A 15818-nucleotide genomic window follows, 5' to 3' on the forward strand; every position below is an offset into this window, starting at 1 on the left:
TCGGCGTCAATCGCCCCGGCGCCTTCGGCGAGTACGTGGCGATCCCGCAGCACAATGTCGTGCCGATCCCCGACGACGTGCCGGACGAGATCGCGGCGATCTTCGATCCGCTGGGCAATGCGGTTCACACCGCATTGTCCTTCGATCTGGTCGGCGAGGACGTGCTGGTCACCGGCGCCGGGCCGATCGGCATCATGGGCGCGCTGGTGGCGCAATGCGTCGGCGCGCGAAAGGTCGTCATCACCGACATCAATCCGGTCCGGCTGGACCTGGCACGCAAGCTCGGCGTCCAGCACGTCGTCGACGCCTCGAAGGAAAAGTTGCGCGACGTCATGCCGAAGCTCGGCATGACCGAGGGCTTTGACGTCGGCCTGGAGATGTCGGGCGCGGCCCCCGCCTTCCGCGACATGATCGATACCATGAACAATGGCGGCAAGATCGCCATCCTCGGCATCGCGCCGACCGGCTTCGAGATCGACTGGAACAAGGTCATCTTCAAGATGCTGCACCTGAAGGGCATCTACGGCCGCGAGATGTTCGAGACCTGGTACAAGATGATTGCCCTGGTGCAGGGTCCGCTCGACGTGTCGGGCTTGATTACCCATCGCATCGGCATCGACGATTTTCAGGTCGGGTTCGATGCGATGCGGAGCGGCAATTCGGGTAAGGTTGTGATGGACTGGTGAGCGCTACCTGGGCGAAAGCGAAAGCAAAGCGCCGCAGGCACCTGCCGCTAGACATAGGAAGTCCGTTTGGGGTCTAAAACGGTGGGATAATGACGCTTGTCGAGCATGTCCAAGAATGGGTCCAACCCGACCGTCTTGATGAATTCATACTCGGCAGCGGAGATCAAATGGACGCAAAGGATGGTGACGTCATCGTCGTCAATGGTCAGCGCTTCTGCAATGCGTTTATCCGGTGCAATGATAGGGGTCAAAAACATGAAAATTCTGAAATCCGTGCCCGAGACGGGCGACCAAGGCATTTCAATGCGGTGACCAAAGCCCAACCATGTATTGTCGATAAAGGGATACTCCGCCAGCCATTTGAGATTGCTGATGATGTTTGAGTCAGGCTCGCGAACATACCACATCAGTTCGGCTCGCCGCTCAATGTTCTCGCCTGCCGTTGACGGGGTAGCCATACGCCGGTCGCTCATACCGTTGGTTAGGAGTACAAAGCCGTTGCCTGCCGGATCGATGAGCGAGAAGTCTCTGGGAAACGCAAGAACCTCAACGTCGTCAGACCCATTGCGCGGGAAGATGCTTTGGGGCTCACCAAGCTCTTTGGTGTAGACCGATTTTCGATAGAAGTTGTTAGAGTCACCGGATCCGGGTGGCCGCCCGGCAGGAAATCTCTTTGGGAGCCAAGCCATCCAAATGCCCTGATTTCAGCCCTTTAGTCCAACGTGATAGCACCAACTTTGTCTTGTCCCAAACAGGCTTCAAGCGCCGCCACCCCACTAGCAATCGCCGCCCGTTCCTCCGCGCTCAGCCTCTCCAGCAACTCCCTCTCAAACGCCTTCGCCAGCGGCACCATTTCGCGATAGGCGGCAAGCCCCGCCTTGGTCAGCGCCAGGCGCTCCACCCGCCGGTCGTGCTCGTCCGCCGTCCGCGTCAGCCAGCGCCGCCGCTCCAGTTCGGCCACCGCTCGCGAAACCTTGGTCTTGTGCATGGCCGACTGCTCGCCGAGCGCCGTCGCTGTCATCGTGCCATGCTGGCCGAGCCCCGAAAGTGTGCGCCATTCCGGCCGGGTCAGGCCGTGGCGATCCCGGTAGATTTTCGAGAATTCGCGGCTGACGACATCGGCCAGCCGGTAAAGCCGGTAGGGCAGGAAGCTTTCGAGTTCGAGGATTTCCGATTCCATGATGCACCGTGGATGCGACGTTCGCCGTTGATAGTTACATTTTCGATGGTTACAAATGAAACCAAGTTGGTCAACATCGCCGGCAGGCCGCGCCTAGCGAGGCTGAGAACCGGGATCAGGGAGGATCGGATGGGCTTTTCCTACATGCCGGGCTTCGGCAACGACTTCGAGACCGAGACGCTGCCGGGTTCGCTGCCGCAGGGGCGCAACTCGCCGCAGCGGCCGGCCTACGGGCTCTATGCCGAGCAGCTTTCGGGCTCGCCCTTCACCGCGCCGCGCGGCACCAACGAGCGCTCCTGGCTCTACCGGATCCGGCCGAGCGTCCGCCACACCGGGCGCTTCAAGTCCACCCTCTATCCGCTCTGGAAGACCGCACCCAATCTCGGCGACCACGAACTGGCGCTCGGCCAGTATCGCTGGAACCCGGTGCCGATGCCGAAGGAGCCGACCGACTTCATCGAGGGCATGCGCACCATCACCACCGCCGGCGACGTGCTCGGGCAGTCCGGCATGGCGGCGCATATCTATGTCGCCAACCGCTCGATGACCGACGACCACTTCTTCAACGCCGACGCCGAGATGCTTGTCGTGCCGCAGGTCGGCGCCTTGCGCTTCGTCACCGAGATGGGGGTCATCGAGCTCAGCCCCGGCGAGATCGCCGTGCTGCCGCGCGGCCTCGTCTTCAAGGTCGAGCTCGCCGATGCCGAGGTGCGCGGCTATGTCTGCGAGAACTACGGCGCCAAGCTGACCATGCCCGATCGCGGGCCGATCGGCGCCAATTGCCTCGCCAATCCGCGCGACTTCAAGACGCCCTGCGCCTGGTTCGAGGACAGGGAGACACCGTGCCGGCTGATCGTCAAATGGTGCGGCTCCTTCCATGTCACCGAGATCGGCCATTCGCCGCTCGACGTCGTCGCCTGGCACGGCAACTACGCGCCCTACAAATATGATCTGGCGACGTTTTCGCCCGTCGGCGCCATCCTGTTCGACCATCCGGATCCGTCGATCTTCACCGTGCTGACGGCGCCGAGCGGCGAGGAAGGCACCGCCAACATCGACTTCGTCATCTTCCCGCCGCGCTGGCTGGTGGCCGAGGATACGTTCCGTCCGCCCTGGTACCATCGCAACATCATGAGCGAGTTCATGGGTCTGATCCACGGCCAGTACGACGCCAAGGAGGAAGGCTTCGTCCCCGGCGGCATCAGCCTGCACAATCTGATGCTGGCCCACGGGCCTGACGCGACTGGCTTCGAAAAGGCCTCGCGCACGGAGCTGAAACCGGTCAAGCTCGACAACACCATGGCCTTCATGTTCGAGACCCGATTCCCGCAGATGCTGACCCGCTATGCCGCCGAGGTCGAAACCCGGCAGGACAATTACATCGACTGCTGGGCCGGGCTGAAAAAACGCTTCAACGGCAGGCCCGAGGGCGACTGGTCTTGAGTCTGGACCGCCTCGTCCTGCTCGGGTCCAAGGGCGGCCCGGCGATCCGGCCGGGTGGGCCGTGGCCAAGTTCCTCGCTGCTCGAGATCGGCGGCCGCGCTATCGTCGTCGATTGCGGGCTGGGCGTCACCCGCGCGCTGACCGATGCCGGGCTCGGCCTGAAGACGCTCGACCTGGTCTTCATCACCCATCTCCATTCCGACCATCTGCTGGAACTCGGACCGCTGATCCACACCGCCTGGACGGCGGGCCTCGCCTCGCCGGTGACCATCTTCGGTCCGCCCGGCACCGGCCACTACTGGCAGCGCTTCTGCCAGGCGATGGATTTCGACATCGAAATCCGCATCGTCGACGAAGGCCGGCCGGATATCAGGGATCTGGTCTCGGTCGAGGAGTTCGGCGAGGGACTGGTTGTGGAGGAGGGCGGGCTGAAGGTGACGGCGCTGCGCGTCGACCATCCGCCGGTGACCGACTGCTTTGCGCTGCGCGTCGGGCATGGCGGCAGGAGCATCGTGTTTTCCGCCGACACGGCCTTCTTCCCGCCGCTGGCCGACTTTGCCAAGGGTGCCGATATCCTCGTCCACGAAGCCATGCTGGAGGAAGGGATCGAGCGGCTGGTGGCGAAGACCGGCAACGGCGCGCGGCTGCGCGAACATCTGCTCGCCAGCCACAGTTTCGCCGAGGAGGCAGGGCGCATCGCCAGCGATGCCGGGGTCGGGCGGCTGGTGTTGAACCACCTCATCCCGGCCGACGATGCCGCGATCGGCGAGGCCGACTGGATCGCCGCCGTCAGGAAAACTTGGGCCGGCGACTTGACGATCGCCCGCGACGGCCTTGTTGTGGGGTTAGAGCATGATCCCGAAAAGTGGGACCCGGTTTTCGGAAAAGATCATGCGACAGACAAAGACCAAAGCGGCGAACAAGCCGCGCAAGGAGAGGAAACCGCATGAAGCTTGCAACTTTGAAGAACGGGACCCGCGATGGAAAGCTGGTCGTCGTCTCGCGCGATTTGACGCGGTTCTCCGACGCCTCCTTCCTGGTGCCGACGCTGCAAGCCGCGCTCGACGACTGGCGGCGGATTTCGCCGCATCTGGCGACAATAGCGGAATCGCTAGAGAACAATGCCGTGCCCTCGGCGCGCTTCCACGAGCATGACGCCCACTCGCCACTGCCGCGCGCCTATCAGTGGGCCGACGGCTCGGCCTATGTGAACCACGTCGAACTGGTGCGCAAAGCGCGCGGCGCAGAAATGCCAGCAAGCTTCTGGACCGATCCGCTGATCTACCAGGGCGGCTCGGACAGCTTCATTCCGCCGCGCGATCCGATACGCATGGCCGACGAGGCCTTCGGCATCGACATGGAGGCGGAGGTCGCCGTCATCGTTGACGACGTGCCGATGGGCGCCAGCCCCGACCAGGCGCGGGACGCGATCCGGCTGGTCATGCTGGTCAACGACGTGACACTGAGGGCGCTGACTGGTCCCGAGCTTGCCAAGGGTTTTGGCTTCTTCCAGTCGAAACCGTCCTCCGCCTTCTCGCCGGTTGCGGTCACGCCGGATGAGTTGGGTGACGCCTGGGACGGTGGCAAGGTCAGCCTGCCGCTGCTCGCCGATCTCAACGGCAAACCGTTCGGCCGTGCGAACGCAGGGGTCGACATGACCTTCGATTTCCCGGCGCTGATTGTGCACGCCGCGAAAACGCGGCCGCTCGCCGCCGGCAGCATCGTCGGCTCGGGCACCGTCTCCAACAAGCTGGACGGCGGGCCGGGCAAGCCTGTCTCGGCCGGCGGCGCCGGCTATTCCTGCATCGCCGAACTGCGCATGATCGAAACCATCGAGAGCGGCGAGCCCAAGACGCCGTTCCTGCATTTCGGCGACACGGTGCGCATCGAGATGAAGGACAAGGCCGGCCATTCGATCTTCGGCGCCATCGAGCAGAAGGTCGAGAAATACGCGGGGTGAGGGGATGCCAGGCGAAGCCGTCTATTTGCTGTTTGGCGTGTGGGCGCTGGCCATTCTGGCGGTCTTCATCCAGGCGATCCGCCTGAGCTACCGCATCGAGGCGCGCTCGCCTGATCTTACCAACCGCAGCGGCGTGCCGCGCAACGCGATGATGTTCCACACCATCACCAATCTCAGCGTCGCGCGGGATGAAGAAACGCAAGGCCTGCGGCGGAAAATGATCCGGCTGCTGCTGGTCGTTGTCGCCGGCTTCGCGCTTATGGCGGTCGGCATCGGCCTTGTCGACAGGACGCCATGACGCTGCTTGATCACTTGCGCCGCATGGCGCGCAACAATCGCTGGTCGAACGACCGCCTGTACCGCGCCGTGCTGTCCCTCGAGCCTGGGGAATTTGAGGCCGCGCCCACCAGCTTCTTTCCGTCAATCAAGGAGACGCTGAACCACATCCTCGCTGTCGACCATCTCTATCTCGATTTTCTCACGGAGGGTGGTGTCGGCGCTGCCGCCTATGATGATTTCGTGCCGTTCGACAATGTCGCCGATTTGGTAGTGGCGCAGATCACCTTCGACCGCAAACTTATCGCCTTCTGTGATGCCCTGTCCGAGGCCGATCTAGACCGTCGCGTCATCACCGATAGACGCGAGGACGGCATGATCCCTGAAAAGATCGCCGACATCCTCGCCCATGTTTTCCTGCACGACATCCATCACCGTGGCCAGGTGCACGCCATGCTCGCCGGCACTTCCGCTCCGCCGCCGCAACTGGATGAGTTTCTGCTCGACTATGATCTGAAGCTCAGGAAGGACGAGGTCGAGCGGCTCGGTCTTTGAACCGCTCGCCCTCCTGGGCCTTACGCCGCCTTGCCGTCCAGCTTGATCACGCCGCGCTTGATCTGGTCCTGCTCGATCGACTCGAACAGCGCGCGGAAATTGCCTTCGCCAAAACCTTCGTCGCCCTTCCGCTGAATGAACTCGAAGAAGATCGGGCCGATCACTGTTTTCGAGAAAATCTGCAGCAGGATCTTGGTCATGCCGCCGTCGACGACGCCTTCGCCGTCGATCAGGATGCCGTGCTTCTTCATCCGCTCGACCGGCTCGTCGTGATCGTGCACACGCTCGTGCGACATCTCGTAGTAGGTGTCGGGCGGGCCGGGCATGAACTTCAGGCCGTTGGCAGCAAGCCTGTCGGTGGCCTCGTAGATCGCGTCGGTGCCCACCGCGATGTGCTGGATGCCCTCGCCATTGTACTTCTTCAGGTACTCGGCGATCTGGCTGGTCTCGTCCTTGGACTCGTTCAGCGGAATGCGGATCTTGCCGCAGGGCGAGGTGATCGCACGGCTGACCAGACCGGTGATCTTGCCGTCGATGTCGAAGAAGTGGATCTGCTTGAAGCCGAACAGGTCGCGATAAAAGTCCCACCACTTGTCCATATTGCCGCGATAGACATTGTGGGTGAGGTGGTCGAGGAAGTAGAAGCCGACGCCCTCGGGCTTTGGATCGCGCTCGCCCAGCCATGCGAACTCGGCGTCATAGGCCGAGCCCTTCTCGCCATAGGCCTCGATGAAATAGAGCAGGGAGCCGCCAATGCCGACGATGGCCGGCACATCCAGCGCCTTGTCGGTGCCCTCATAGGGCGTCGCACCCTTCGACACGGCATGGTCGAAGGCGTGTTTCGCGTCGACCACGCGCCACGCCATAGAGGCTGCGCAGGGTCCGTGCTTGTCGACGAACTTCATCGCATGCGAGCCGGGCTCGGCATTGACGACGTAGTTGATGTCGCCCTGCCGCCAGACCGTGATGTCCTTGGTACGGTGCTTGGCCACCGCGACATAACCCATGCGGGTGAAAAGCTCGGCGAGCTTTTCCGGCTCGGGATGCGCGAACTCGACGAATTCGAAACCGTCGGTGCCGGCGGGGTTCGCCTTGCTGATCCTGGCGGGCGGCGCGTCGTGCGGGAAGGGGCCCATGGCGGTTCTCCGAAGCTGTTGCGGCCGTTCCTGGCCATCTTTGCGCATGATAGCGCCTGAGGGCCGCACGGTGCTTGCATTCGAACGCCTGAAATGCTCATGTCATGCGTGGAATGTGCATGAATGGAGGAAAATCCGTGGATGATGCGCGGCTTGACCAATTTGATCGCAAGTTACTGGCGCTTCTGCAAGGCGATGCGCGGCTCACCAACAACGACCTTTCGGAGCGGGTGAACCTGTCGGCGTCGCAATGCTCGCGCCGCCGCCAGCGGCTGGAAGAGGACGGCTACATCAAGGGCTACCGCGCCGTGCTCGACCGCGATCGGCTGGGCTTTTCGCTGGTCAATGTCATCTCGGTGACCTTGGCCACCCACAATCGCGACAATGCCCGCCGCTTCGGCGAGTTGGTGGCGCGGCTGCCCGAAGTGCAGGAGGCGCACGCGCTGACCGGCGAGATGGACTACATATTGAAGGTGGTGACGCCCGACCTCAAATCATTGTCGGAGTTCGTCAACGGCGTGCTCCTGCCGCATGAATCCGTCCAGCACGTGAAGACGGCTATAGTGCTGGAGACGCTGAAGGAGACCGGCGCTCTGCCGATTTAGCCCCTCGACTGCTGAATCAGCCCATAGAGATTGGTGCAGCGCGCGCCGGAGCGGCAGTAGGCGAACACCGGGCCTTCGAGCTCGTCGAGCGCCGCGGCCTGGTCCTGGACATTCTCGAAGGTGATCTGGCCGCTGATGACCGGGATGAAGCGGAAGGCGAGGCCCGCCGCCTCTGCCGCCGCCTGGACGCTTTCGGCCGAGGGCTGGCCGGGCTGCTCGTTGTCCGGCCGGTTGCAGATCACGCTCTTGAAGCCTGCTTCCTTGATGGCGGTGATATCGCTGGGCTGGATCTGGCCCGAGACGGAATAGTCGTCGCTGATCTCTCGATATTCCATGGTCGTCCTCGCAATCTGCTTCGGCGGCAGTCTTGCCATCCCCTGACGCGGCCGGCAACTGCTCCCGCCGATCGCGTATCGTCGCACGCCGTCGGCGTCGTCTTTGCAGATAGACATTCGCGGCGGAAAATCCAGCCGGATCGTCGCGATCCGGCTGGATGAGCCGACTTCAGCTGCCGAGGATCGCGCCTTTGATCTGGGCGATGTTGTTGTGCATCATGTCGATATAGGTCGAGGCCGGGCCCTCGGGCTGCGACAGCGCATCGGAATAGAGCGTGCCGCCGACCTTGATGCCGGTCTCGCTGGCGATCTGCTCGATCAGCCGCGGATTGGTGATGTTCTCGATGAACATCGCCGCCGCCTTGTCCTGCTTGACCTGGTTGACCAGCTTGGCGACATCGGCGGCCGACGGCTCGGAGTCCGTCGAAATGCCCTGCGGCGCCAGGAAGGTCAGGCCGTATTCGTGCTCGAAATAGCCGAACGCATCGTGCGATGTGATGACGACGCGCTTCTCCTCGGGGATCGACTGGATCGCGGCCTTCACTTCGCCTTCCAGTGCATCGAGCTTCTTGGTGTAGGCAGCCGCATTGGTCTGGTAGCCGACGCAGCCCTCGCTGTCGGCGGCACAGAAGGCCTCGGCGATGTTCTTCACATAGATCCTGGCGTTGGCGATCGACTGGAAGGCGTGCGGGTCGGTAACGGTCTTGCCGGCGCCTTCGGCAGCATCCGCGTCAGCGAATTCCGGCTTGAAGTCGATCGGGGTGACGTCCTTGGTCAAAGTCACGATCGCGGCCTTGGTGGCGCTGGCGTCGACCAGGCGCTGCAAAAAGCCTTCGAAATGCAGGCCGTTGACCAGTACCACGTCCGCGCCGGCCATTGCCACAGCGTCGGCCGGGCTCGGTTCGTAGACATGCGCGTCGCCATCCGGCCCAACGATGGTGGTGATGCTGACCCGGTCGCCGCCGACATTCTTGGCGAAATCCGCAATCACCGTGAAGCTCGCCACCACCTTGAGCGGCGCGGCGAGGGCCGACGATGTTCCGAGAGCGGTTAATGTTATAACGCTCAGGGTCAGGGCGGCACGGAAGGATTTCAGCATTGGGCGGGTCTCCTTGCTTGGGGGATCAGGCGGTGCGGTGGCGGTGGTGGACGATGCGGGCGCGCAACGCGCCGCGCGAGCCGAACACGATCGAGAAGAAGTAGATGACACCGGCCGACAGGATGATGGCCGGGCCGGACGGCAGCGAGGCGTGATAGGACAAGAGCAGCCCGGCGATGCAGGAGGCAATGCCGATCAGCACCGCCAGCACGCACATCGGCTCGACCCGCACCGTCCAGAAGCGGGCGGCGGCGGCCGGCAGCATCATCAGCCCGACCGACAAAAGCGTGCCCAGCGCCTGGAAGCCGCCGACGAGGTTGAGCACGACGAGGCCGAGGAAGATGAAATGCACCGGGCTGCCCATGCGGCTCACCGAGCGCAGGAACAGCGGGTCGAGGCATTCGGCGACCAGCGCCCGCCAGAAGATGGTGAGGCTGACTAAAGTGACCAGCACGATGCCGCCGATCAGCGTCAGCGCCTCGTTGTTGAGCGCAAGCACGGTGCCGAACAGCACGTGCATGAGATCGACGCTGGAGCCCCGAATTGACACCATCAGCACGCCGACGGCGAGCGAGATCAGGTAGAAGGCCGCCATCGAGGCGTCCTCGCGCTGGATGGTGAAGCGCGAGACCGCGCCCGCGCCGAGCGCGACGATGATGCCGGCGATCAGCCCGCCAATGGTCATCGGCAGGATTTCCAGGCCGTAGAGCAGGAAGCCGGCGGCGGCACCTGGCAGGATGGCATGCGCCATGGCGTCGCCCGACAGGCTCATGCGCCGCAGCATCAGGAAGACGCCGACCGGGCAGGCGCCGAGCGACAGCAGCAGCGAGCCGAACAGCGCCCGCTGCATGAAGGCGAAATCGGCGAAAGGCGCGATGAACAGGTTGTAGAGGAAATCCATCAGGCGGCCCTCGGTCCGGAGCCGTGGTGATGGTCGTGATCATGCGCATGGCCGTGGGCATGGTCGTGATGATCGTGCCCATGATGGTCATGGTCGTCCGGCTCGCACCAGGGCGCGTTCTCTTCCCAGGCCTCGTGGAAGCGCCGTGCCTTGAGAAGGTTTTCCGGCCGCAGCGTCTCTTTTGTCTCGCCCCAGGCAACCGGCTGGCGGGCAAGCAGCAAGGTCTCGGGGAAATTTTGTCGCACGAGATCGAGATCGTGGACGACGACCATGATCGTGCGCTCCTCGCCATGCCAGCGCTTGATGAGCTGGATCAGGTCGCCGACGGTCTTGGCGTCGACGGCGTTGAACGGCTCGTCGAGCAGGATGAGATCGGCATCTTGCAACAGCACGCGGGCAAACAGCGTGCGCTGCAACTGGCCGCCCGACAGCGTGTCGATCGGGCGCTTCTCGAAGCCGCCGAGGCCGACCGCCATCAGCGCCTGGCTGACGGATTCGCGGTCCTCCTTGGTGTAGCGGCCGAGCAGGCCGCGCTTTGGCCACAGGCCGAGCGAAACCAGGTCGACCACCCGGGCCGGGAAGGAGCGGTCGAGCTCCGACTGCTGCGGCAGATAGGCGGTGCGCACGTCGGGCGCGCGCGTGACCGCGCCTTCCATCGGCTTCAGCACGCCGACAATGCCCTTCATCAACGTCGACTTGCCCGAGCCGTTGGCGCCGACCACGGCCGTCAGCGATCCCTTGCGGATCGTGCCGTTGAGATGGTGGATCGCCGGGTGGCTGCCATAGCCGAGCGTCAGGTCGCGGAAGGTCAGGCAGGCATTGGTCATCGGCGGTCCGTAAGAGCGGCGGCCCATTGTGCGGGGCGGCTCAAGTCGATATGTGATGTTATTACATTAGTCAACAAGATGGCCCGACGCAATTTGGTCACGGCCGGTCAACTCGCCGTGTACGCAACGGGCAGGGGGCACACAATTGGCTCAATTGGTTTCGCCCCTGCCGGCCTTGCCCGAAACCGGCGCGGACTCTAAAGAGGCGCAACCGACAATAGGAAGGAACGCCCCATGAGCATTCGTCGCATCGATGTTGGCCCGCGCATGAGCCAGATCGTCATCCACGGCAACACCGTCTACCTGGCCGGCCAGGTCGGCGAGCCCGGCGGCAATGTCGCCTCGCAGACCCGCGACATCCTGAAGACCATCGACGAATTGCTGGCCAAGGCCGGAACCGACAAGACCAAGATCCTGCAGACCATCATCTGGCTGGCCGACATGAGCACCTTCGCCGAGATGAACGCGGAATGGGACAAGTGGGTGCCGCAGGGCCACACGCCCGCCCGCGCAACCGGCGAGGCGAAGCTGGCCGGCCCGGAATATCTGGTCGAGATTATTATTACGGCGGCGATTTAAGGCGCGGCGCCCGAACTGCCAATCTCCCCCCTCGTGGGGGAGATCACTCATCCCTGCGACGGCGTGAACCTTGCCACCAGCGTGTGGCTTTCCGCCGGATAAATGAAACGCACATGCGTCACCGGGTGCTCCGCGCTCCAGGTGCGGCGCTCGACCACCAGACAGGGCGCGCCGGTTTCGATGTCGAGCGCGTCGGCGACATGGTCGTCCGCGGCCGTAGCGCGGATGCGGTGCTCGGCTTGGCTCCACGGCACGCGGCCGATCAGCCAGGGGCCGGGCGCTATGCCCAGGAATTCCTCCTCGCCGGCTTCCGCGACGGCGGCGAGATTGATCAGCCGCTGTTCGTGCGCGAAGGGCCGCTGGCCGGCGAAATGCAGGCATTCCAACGAAAGCACCAAGCCTGGGGCGGAAAGCCCGAGCAGCGCCCGGTCGTCGGCGCTGCTGCGCCGCTTCAGCCGCGCCAGCCTTTCGTAGCGGTAGGGCAGGCCGAGCGCCTCGACCTCGATCCGGATGTCGTGCAGTTCCAGCACCGCCGCCTGCGACTGCGGCTGGCGGACAAAACTGCCGGACCGGCGACGGCGTTCGATCAGCCCGGCCTTCGCCAGCTGCGACAGCGCCTTGTTCACCGTCATGCGCGAGCAATTGTACTCGGTCGTCAGCTCGTGCTCGAACGGGATCCTGTGACCGGGCGCCCAGGCGCCGGACAGGATCTTCTCGCTGATGTCGGACAGGATGCGCTGGTGCAGCGAGACAGCCTCGCCTCCTTCCGCCTCCATTGTCTCGATCATGCTCATGTCGCGGTTCGCCTGTTGAACGAGCTAGGCCGCCGACAGTGCGGTCATGACGGCACGGAACCGCTCGGCGATCGCCTCGCGCCCGATATGCCTGCCGCCGCTGACTTGCTTCTTGCCGTGCACCCAGACGCAATCGACTTTGGTGCCGTTGGCGAAGATCCAGGCATCGAGGATGGCGTCGCCCGTCTTGCCGGCGAGCGAAGGATGGTTTTGGTCGAGCGAGACAAAATCGGCCGAGGCACCGGCAGCGATCCGCGCCGGGCCGGTGCCAAGCGCGGTGCTGCCGCCATCGAGCGCGGCATCGAACAAGGCGCGGCCGGTCGAGCCGCCCGCCACTGCCAGCACGTTGCGGGCGCGGTGCGCCAGGCGTTGCGAATATTCAAGTTGCCTGAGCTCGTCCGGCAGGCCGATGAGCACGTTGGAGTCTGAGCCGACGCCGAAGCGTCCGCCATGTTCGACGAACAGCGGCGCGGCGAAGGTGCCGTCGCCGAGATTGGCCTCGGTGATCGGACAGAGGCCGGCGATGGCGCCGCTCTCGCCCATGCGGAACGTCTCTGTCTCGGTCATGTGCGTGGCGTGAATCAGGCACCAGCGCCGGTCCACCTCGGCATGGCCAAGCAGGAATTCGACCGGCCGCGCTCCCGACCAGGCGATGCAGTCTTCCACTTCCTTTGTTTGCTCTGCGATATGAATGTGGATCGGGCCGTCCGGCGCCATTGCGGTCACCGCATTGAGTTCGTCCAGCGTCGCGGCGCGCAGGCTGTGTGGGGCGACGCCGACAACGGCCTGATCGAGCGAGCGAACGCTCTCGCGGCTTTTCTCAAGCAAGCGTCCGAACCGCTCGACATCGTTGATGAATCGCCGCTGGCCCTCATTGGGCGCCGCGCCGCCGAAAGAGGAATGAGCATAGAATACGGGCAACAGCGTCAGCGCGATGCCGGTTGCGCCGGCCGCTGCGGCAATCCGCTCCGCCATCTCGGCGATGTTGCCATAGGGTTTTCCGTGGCGATCGTGGTGGAGATAGTGAAACTCGCCGACTCGCGAAAAGCCGGCCTCCAGCATCTCTATATAGAGCTGCGCCGCCACCGCCTCGACCTGGTCCGGCGTCATCGACAGCGCGAACCGGTACATCACCTCGCGCCAGCTCCAGAAACTGTCGGCCGAGGGACCGCGCAGTTCGGCGAGCCCCGCCATGCCGCGCTGGAAGGCGTGGCTGTGCAGATTGGGCATGCCGGGGACAAGGACGGCATGGCGCTCGTCGCCGGGCAGCAATGAGGCGCCCGGTTCGACCGCCGCGACGCGGCCGCCCGCCAGCGTGATCCTGACATTGTTGTTCCAGCCGTCCGGCAGAAGTGCCTGTTCCGCGAAGATCGCCGTCACGATTTTCTCCGAATCCCGCTTTCCGATGACAATAGGACTTGCAGTGCGTCTCAATATGTATATACATAATTGCCATCTAATCAAACGGAAAAGATGATGGCGGCAGAAATCAAAAGCCGGGCAGGGGGCCTTCACCTTTGGCGCAATGCGCACCTGGCGACCATGGCCGAGGGCGCGCCGGGATTGGGCATCGTCGAGAACGGCGCGATCGTCGCGCGCGACGGCCTGATCGTCTATGCCGGATCCGAAGCCGCCATGCCTGCGGCGTTCGTCCAGGGCGCTGACATCACCGACTGCGAGGGTCGCTGGATCACGCCCGGCCTGATCGACTGCCACACCCATCTCGTCTACGCCGGCAACCGCGCCAACGAGTTCGAGATGCGGCTGGCCGGCGCTACCTATGAAGAGGTGGCCAGAGCCGGCGGCGGCATTGTCTCCTCGGTGAAGGCTCTTCGCGCGGCGAGCGAGGACGAACTGGTCGCCCAGACGCTGCCGCGCCTCGATGCGCTGCTGGCTGAAGGCGTGACCACCATCGAGGTGAAGTCGGGCTATGGCCTTGATGTCGACAATGAGAAGAAGTCGCTGCGCGCCGCGCGCCGCCTGGGCGATCAGCGCAGCGTGACGGTCCGGACCACATGCCTGGCCGCCCATGCGCTGCCGCCGGAGGCCAGGGGCGACAAGGACGCCTTCATCGATCTCGTCGCCAAGGACATATTGCCGGCGGTTGCGGCTGAAAATCTTGCCGATGCGATCGACGGTTTCTGCGAGGGGATCGCCTTCTCGCCGGAGCAGATGGCGCGCGTCTTCGACAAGGCCAGAGCGCTCGGCCTGCCGATAAAACTCCACGCCGACCAGTTGTCGAACCTGCATGGCGCGGCGCTTGCCGCGCGCTATGGCGCGCTGTCGGCCGACCATCTCGAATACACCGACGACGAGGGCGCGGCGGCGATGGCCAGGGCCGGAACCGTGGCGACCATTCTGCCCGGCGCCTATTACTTCATCCGCGAGACCAAGAAGCCGCCGGTCGAGCTGTTCCGCCGGCATGGCGTGAAGATGGCGGTCGCCACCGACAGCAATCCAGGCACCTCGCCGCTCACCTCTCTGCTGCTCACCATGAACATGGCCGCGACGCTGTTCGGCCTGACTGTCGAGGAATGCCTTGCCGGCGTCACCCGCGAGGCGGCGCGCGCGCTTGGCCTGCAGGAAAAGACCGGCACGCTCGAGGCGGGAAAGTCCGCCGACCTCGCCATCTGGAACATCGAGCGCCCGGCCGAACTCGTTTACCGCATGGGCTTCAACCCGCTGCATGCCCGCATCTGGAGAGGACAATGACCGAACTCGTTCTGAAGCCCGGCAACGCAACGCTGGCCGACTGGCGCGCCATCTATCGCGGCGCGGTGCCGAAGCTGGACGCCGCCTGCAAGCCCAGGATCAAGGCCAGCGCCGAGGCGGTTGAGCGGATCGTCGCCAAGGGCGAGCCGGTCTATGGCATCAACACCGGCTTCGGCAAGCTGGCCAGCGTGCGCATCCCCGCCGCCGATCTCGAAACGCTGCAGCGCAACATCGTGCTGTCGCATGCCGCCGGCGTCGGCGAGCCGATGCCGGTTGCCGTTACCAGGCTGATGATGGCGCTGAAGCTCGCAAGCCTCGCGCAGGGCGCCTCCGGCGTGCGGCCGCAGACCATCGCGCTGCTGGAAGCGATGCTTGCCAACGACGTCATTCCGGTGGTGCCGGCGCAAGGTTCGGTCGGAGCCTCCGGCGATCTCGCGCCGCTGTCGCATATGACGGCGGTCATGATCGGCGTCGGCGAATGCTTCACCCCGCATGGCCGCTTCCCGGCCAAGGTCGCCTTTGTCTCGCACGGACTGGAACCGGTGACGCTGGGCGCCAAGGAAGGCCTGGCGCTGCTCAACGGCACGCAGTTCTCGACGGCTTTCGCGCTCGCCGGCCTGTTCGAGGCCGAGACGCTCTATCAGTCGGCGCTGGTCGCCGGCGCGCTGTCGACGGACGCCGCCAAGGGCTCGGGCGCGCCCTTCGACCCGCGCATCCATCTGCTCAGGAA

19 protein-coding genes are annotated in these 15818 nt (G+C 64.3%); 10 read left to right on the forward strand and 9 right to left on the reverse strand.

The genetic code is table 11. The annotated features are described in order from the left end of the window. A partial coding sequence (locus EN738_RS16480; protein ID WP_127284594.1) for a zinc-binding dehydrogenase occupies positions 1-686 on the forward strand: 686 nt, incomplete at its 5' end. Positions 687-733: 47 nt separating this feature from the next. On the opposite strand, the gene EN738_RS16485 is transcribed toward EN738_RS16480, so the two are convergent. Further along, on the reverse strand, positions 734-1375 hold the full coding sequence (locus tag EN738_RS16485) for a suppressor of fused domain protein (RefSeq protein ID WP_127284595.1): 642 nt from the start codon (positions 1373-1375) through the stop codon (positions 734-736). A gap of 23 nt (positions 1376-1398) precedes the next feature. Then, entirely contained in the window at positions 1399-1866 is a 468-nt protein-coding gene (locus tag EN738_RS16490) for a MarR family transcriptional regulator (protein WP_127284596.1), read from the reverse strand. A 129-nt stretch (positions 1867-1995) separates the two neighbouring features. On the opposite strand from EN738_RS16490, the gene hmgA reads away from it, so the two are divergent. Genes hmgA through EN738_RS16515 form a run of 5 tightly spaced genes read left to right on the forward strand, consistent with a single transcriptional unit; the run spans position 1996 to position 6100 of the window. Next, a complete protein-coding gene (gene hmgA / locus EN738_RS16495; RefSeq protein WP_127284597.1) occupies positions 1996-3309 on the forward strand; it encodes a homogentisate 1,2-dioxygenase in 1314 nt (437 codons plus the stop codon). Then, positions 3306-4259 carry an MBL fold metallo-hydrolase gene (locus EN738_RS16500; protein WP_245494563.1) on the forward strand — a complete coding sequence of 318 codons (954 nt, stop codon included), beginning with the start codon at positions 3306-3308 and terminating at the stop codon, positions 4257-4259. Before hmgA ends, EN738_RS16500 begins: the two co-directional genes overlap by 4 nt. After that, positions 4256-5269 (forward strand): fumarylacetoacetate hydrolase family protein, encoded by a 1014-nt coding sequence (locus EN738_RS16505; RefSeq protein ID WP_127284599.1) that lies wholly within the window; start codon positions 4256-4258, stop codon positions 5267-5269. The genes EN738_RS16500 and EN738_RS16505 overlap by 4 nt, the downstream gene beginning before the upstream one ends. A 4-nt stretch (positions 5270-5273) precedes the next feature. Beyond that, on the forward strand, positions 5274-5567 hold the full coding sequence (locus tag EN738_RS16510) for a hypothetical protein (protein WP_127284600.1): 294 nt from the start codon (positions 5274-5276) through the stop codon (positions 5565-5567). Continuing rightward, a complete protein-coding gene (locus tag EN738_RS16515) occupies positions 5564-6100 on the forward strand; it encodes a DinB family protein (protein ID WP_127284601.1) in 537 nt (178 codons plus the stop codon). The genes EN738_RS16510 and EN738_RS16515 overlap by 4 nt, the downstream gene beginning before the upstream one ends. Positions 6101-6120: 20 nt before the next feature. Here EN738_RS16515 and hppD read toward each other — a convergent pair whose 3' ends face one another. Next, on the reverse strand, positions 6121-7236 hold the full coding sequence (hppD, locus tag EN738_RS16520) for a 4-hydroxyphenylpyruvate dioxygenase (RefSeq protein WP_127284602.1): 1116 nt from the start codon (positions 7234-7236) through the stop codon (positions 6121-6123). A gap of 137 nt (positions 7237-7373) precedes the next feature. Between hppD and EN738_RS16525 the strand changes: the two genes are divergently transcribed. Next, complete coding sequence (locus tag EN738_RS16525; protein ID WP_127284603.1) at positions 7374-7841, forward strand: Lrp/AsnC family transcriptional regulator; 468 nt, start codon at positions 7374-7376, stop codon at positions 7839-7841. Here the strand turns inward: EN738_RS16525 and EN738_RS16530 are convergent. The 4 genes from EN738_RS16530 to aztA all read right to left on the reverse strand — a co-directional run bounded on the left by EN738_RS16530 (position 7838) and on the right by aztA (position 11003). Beyond that, positions 7838-8176, reverse strand: a complete 339-nt coding sequence (locus tag EN738_RS16530) for a TIGR01244 family sulfur transferase (RefSeq protein WP_127284604.1) — start codon at positions 8174-8176, stop codon at positions 7838-7840. The genes EN738_RS16525 and EN738_RS16530 overlap by 4 nt on opposite strands. A 169-nt stretch (positions 8177-8345) precedes the next feature. Next, complete coding sequence (gene aztC / locus EN738_RS16535) at positions 8346-9275, reverse strand: zinc ABC transporter substrate-binding protein AztC (RefSeq protein WP_127284605.1); 930 nt, start codon at positions 9273-9275, stop codon at positions 8346-8348. A 25-nt stretch (positions 9276-9300) separates the two neighbouring features. Then, entirely contained in the window at positions 9301-10176 is an 876-nt protein-coding gene (gene aztB / locus EN738_RS16540; RefSeq protein ID WP_127284606.1) for a zinc ABC transporter permease AztB, read from the reverse strand. Then, complete coding sequence (aztA, locus tag EN738_RS16545; RefSeq protein ID WP_127284607.1) at positions 10176-11003, reverse strand: zinc ABC transporter ATP-binding protein AztA; 828 nt, start codon at positions 11001-11003, stop codon at positions 10176-10178. The genes aztB and aztA overlap by 1 nt, the downstream gene beginning before the upstream one ends. Before the next feature lie 234 nt (positions 11004-11237). Here aztA and EN738_RS16550 point away from each other — a divergent pair, with 234 nt between their 5' ends. Then, positions 11238-11582, forward strand: coding sequence for a RidA family protein (locus EN738_RS16550; protein WP_127284608.1), 345 nt, complete (start codon positions 11238-11240; stop codon positions 11580-11582). 47 nt (positions 11583-11629) lie between these two features. On the opposite strand, the gene hutC is transcribed toward EN738_RS16550, so the two are convergent. Both hutC and EN738_RS16560 read right to left on the reverse strand, forming a co-directional pair. Beyond that, on the reverse strand, positions 11630-12376 hold the full coding sequence (gene hutC / locus EN738_RS16555) for a histidine utilization repressor (RefSeq protein WP_127284609.1): 747 nt from the start codon (positions 12374-12376) through the stop codon (positions 11630-11632). 24 nt (positions 12377-12400) lie between these two features. After that, the gene (locus EN738_RS16560) at positions 12401-13756 is read right to left on the reverse strand and encodes a formimidoylglutamate deiminase (RefSeq protein ID WP_127284610.1); all 1356 of its coding nucleotides are present in this window, start codon (positions 13754-13756) and stop codon (positions 12401-12403) included. A 96-nt stretch (positions 13757-13852) separates the two neighbouring features. Here EN738_RS16560 and hutI point away from each other — a divergent pair, with 96 nt between their 5' ends. Together hutI and EN738_RS16570 are read left to right on the forward strand one after the other, a co-directional pair. Next, entirely contained in the window at positions 13853-15088 is a 1236-nt protein-coding gene (hutI, locus tag EN738_RS16565) for an imidazolonepropionase (protein ID WP_127284611.1), read from the forward strand. Continuing rightward, a partial coding sequence (locus EN738_RS16570) for an aromatic amino acid lyase (RefSeq protein WP_189605875.1) occupies positions 15085-15818 on the forward strand: 734 nt, incomplete at its 3' end. The genes hutI and EN738_RS16570, both read left to right, overlap by 4 nt.

Origin of the sequence: Mesorhizobium sp. M4B.F.Ca.ET.017.02.2.1 (assembly GCF_003998955.1) — a bacterium.
In the GTDB taxonomy this organism is placed as follows: domain Bacteria; phylum Pseudomonadota; class Alphaproteobacteria; order Rhizobiales; family Rhizobiaceae; genus Mesorhizobium; species Mesorhizobium abyssinicae.

Coding starts and splice junctions, on each gene's coding strand:
- EN738_RS16485 (WP_127284595.1), bottom strand. CDS start 1,375: ATGGCTTGGCTCCCAAAGAGATTTCCTGCCGGGCGGCCACCCGGATCC.
- EN738_RS16490 (WP_127284596.1), bottom strand. CDS start 1,866: ATGGAATCGGAAATCCTCGAACTCGAAAGCTTCCTGCCCTACCGGCTT.
- hmgA (WP_127284597.1), top strand. CDS start 1,996: ATGGGCTTTTCCTACATGCCGGGCTTCGGCAACGACTTCGAGACCGAG.
- EN738_RS16505 (WP_127284599.1), top strand. CDS start 4,256: ATGAAGCTTGCAACTTTGAAGAACGGGACCCGCGATGGAAAGCTGGTC.
- EN738_RS16510 (WP_127284600.1), top strand. CDS start 5,274: ATGCCAGGCGAAGCCGTCTATTTGCTGTTTGGCGTGTGGGCGCTGGCC.
- EN738_RS16515 (WP_127284601.1), top strand. CDS start 5,564: ATGACGCTGCTTGATCACTTGCGCCGCATGGCGCGCAACAATCGCTGG.
- hppD (WP_127284602.1), bottom strand. CDS start 7,236: ATGGGCCCCTTCCCGCACGACGCGCCGCCCGCCAGGATCAGCAAGGCG.
- EN738_RS16530 (WP_127284604.1), bottom strand. CDS start 8,176: ATGGAATATCGAGAGATCAGCGACGACTATTCCGTCTCGGGCCAGATC.
- aztC (WP_127284605.1), bottom strand. CDS start 9,275: ATGCTGAAATCCTTCCGTGCCGCCCTGACCCTGAGCGTTATAACATTA.
- aztB (WP_127284606.1), bottom strand. CDS start 10,176: ATGGATTTCCTCTACAACCTGTTCATCGCGCCTTTCGCCGATTTCGCC.
- aztA (WP_127284607.1), bottom strand. CDS start 11,003: ATGACCAATGCCTGCCTGACCTTCCGCGACCTGACGCTCGGCTATGGC.
- EN738_RS16550 (WP_127284608.1), top strand. CDS start 11,238: ATGAGCATTCGTCGCATCGATGTTGGCCCGCGCATGAGCCAGATCGTC.
- hutC (WP_127284609.1), bottom strand. CDS start 12,376: ATGAGCATGATCGAGACAATGGAGGCGGAAGGAGGCGAGGCTGTCTCG.
- hutI (WP_127284611.1), top strand. CDS start 13,853: ATGGCGGCAGAAATCAAAAGCCGGGCAGGGGGCCTTCACCTTTGGCGC.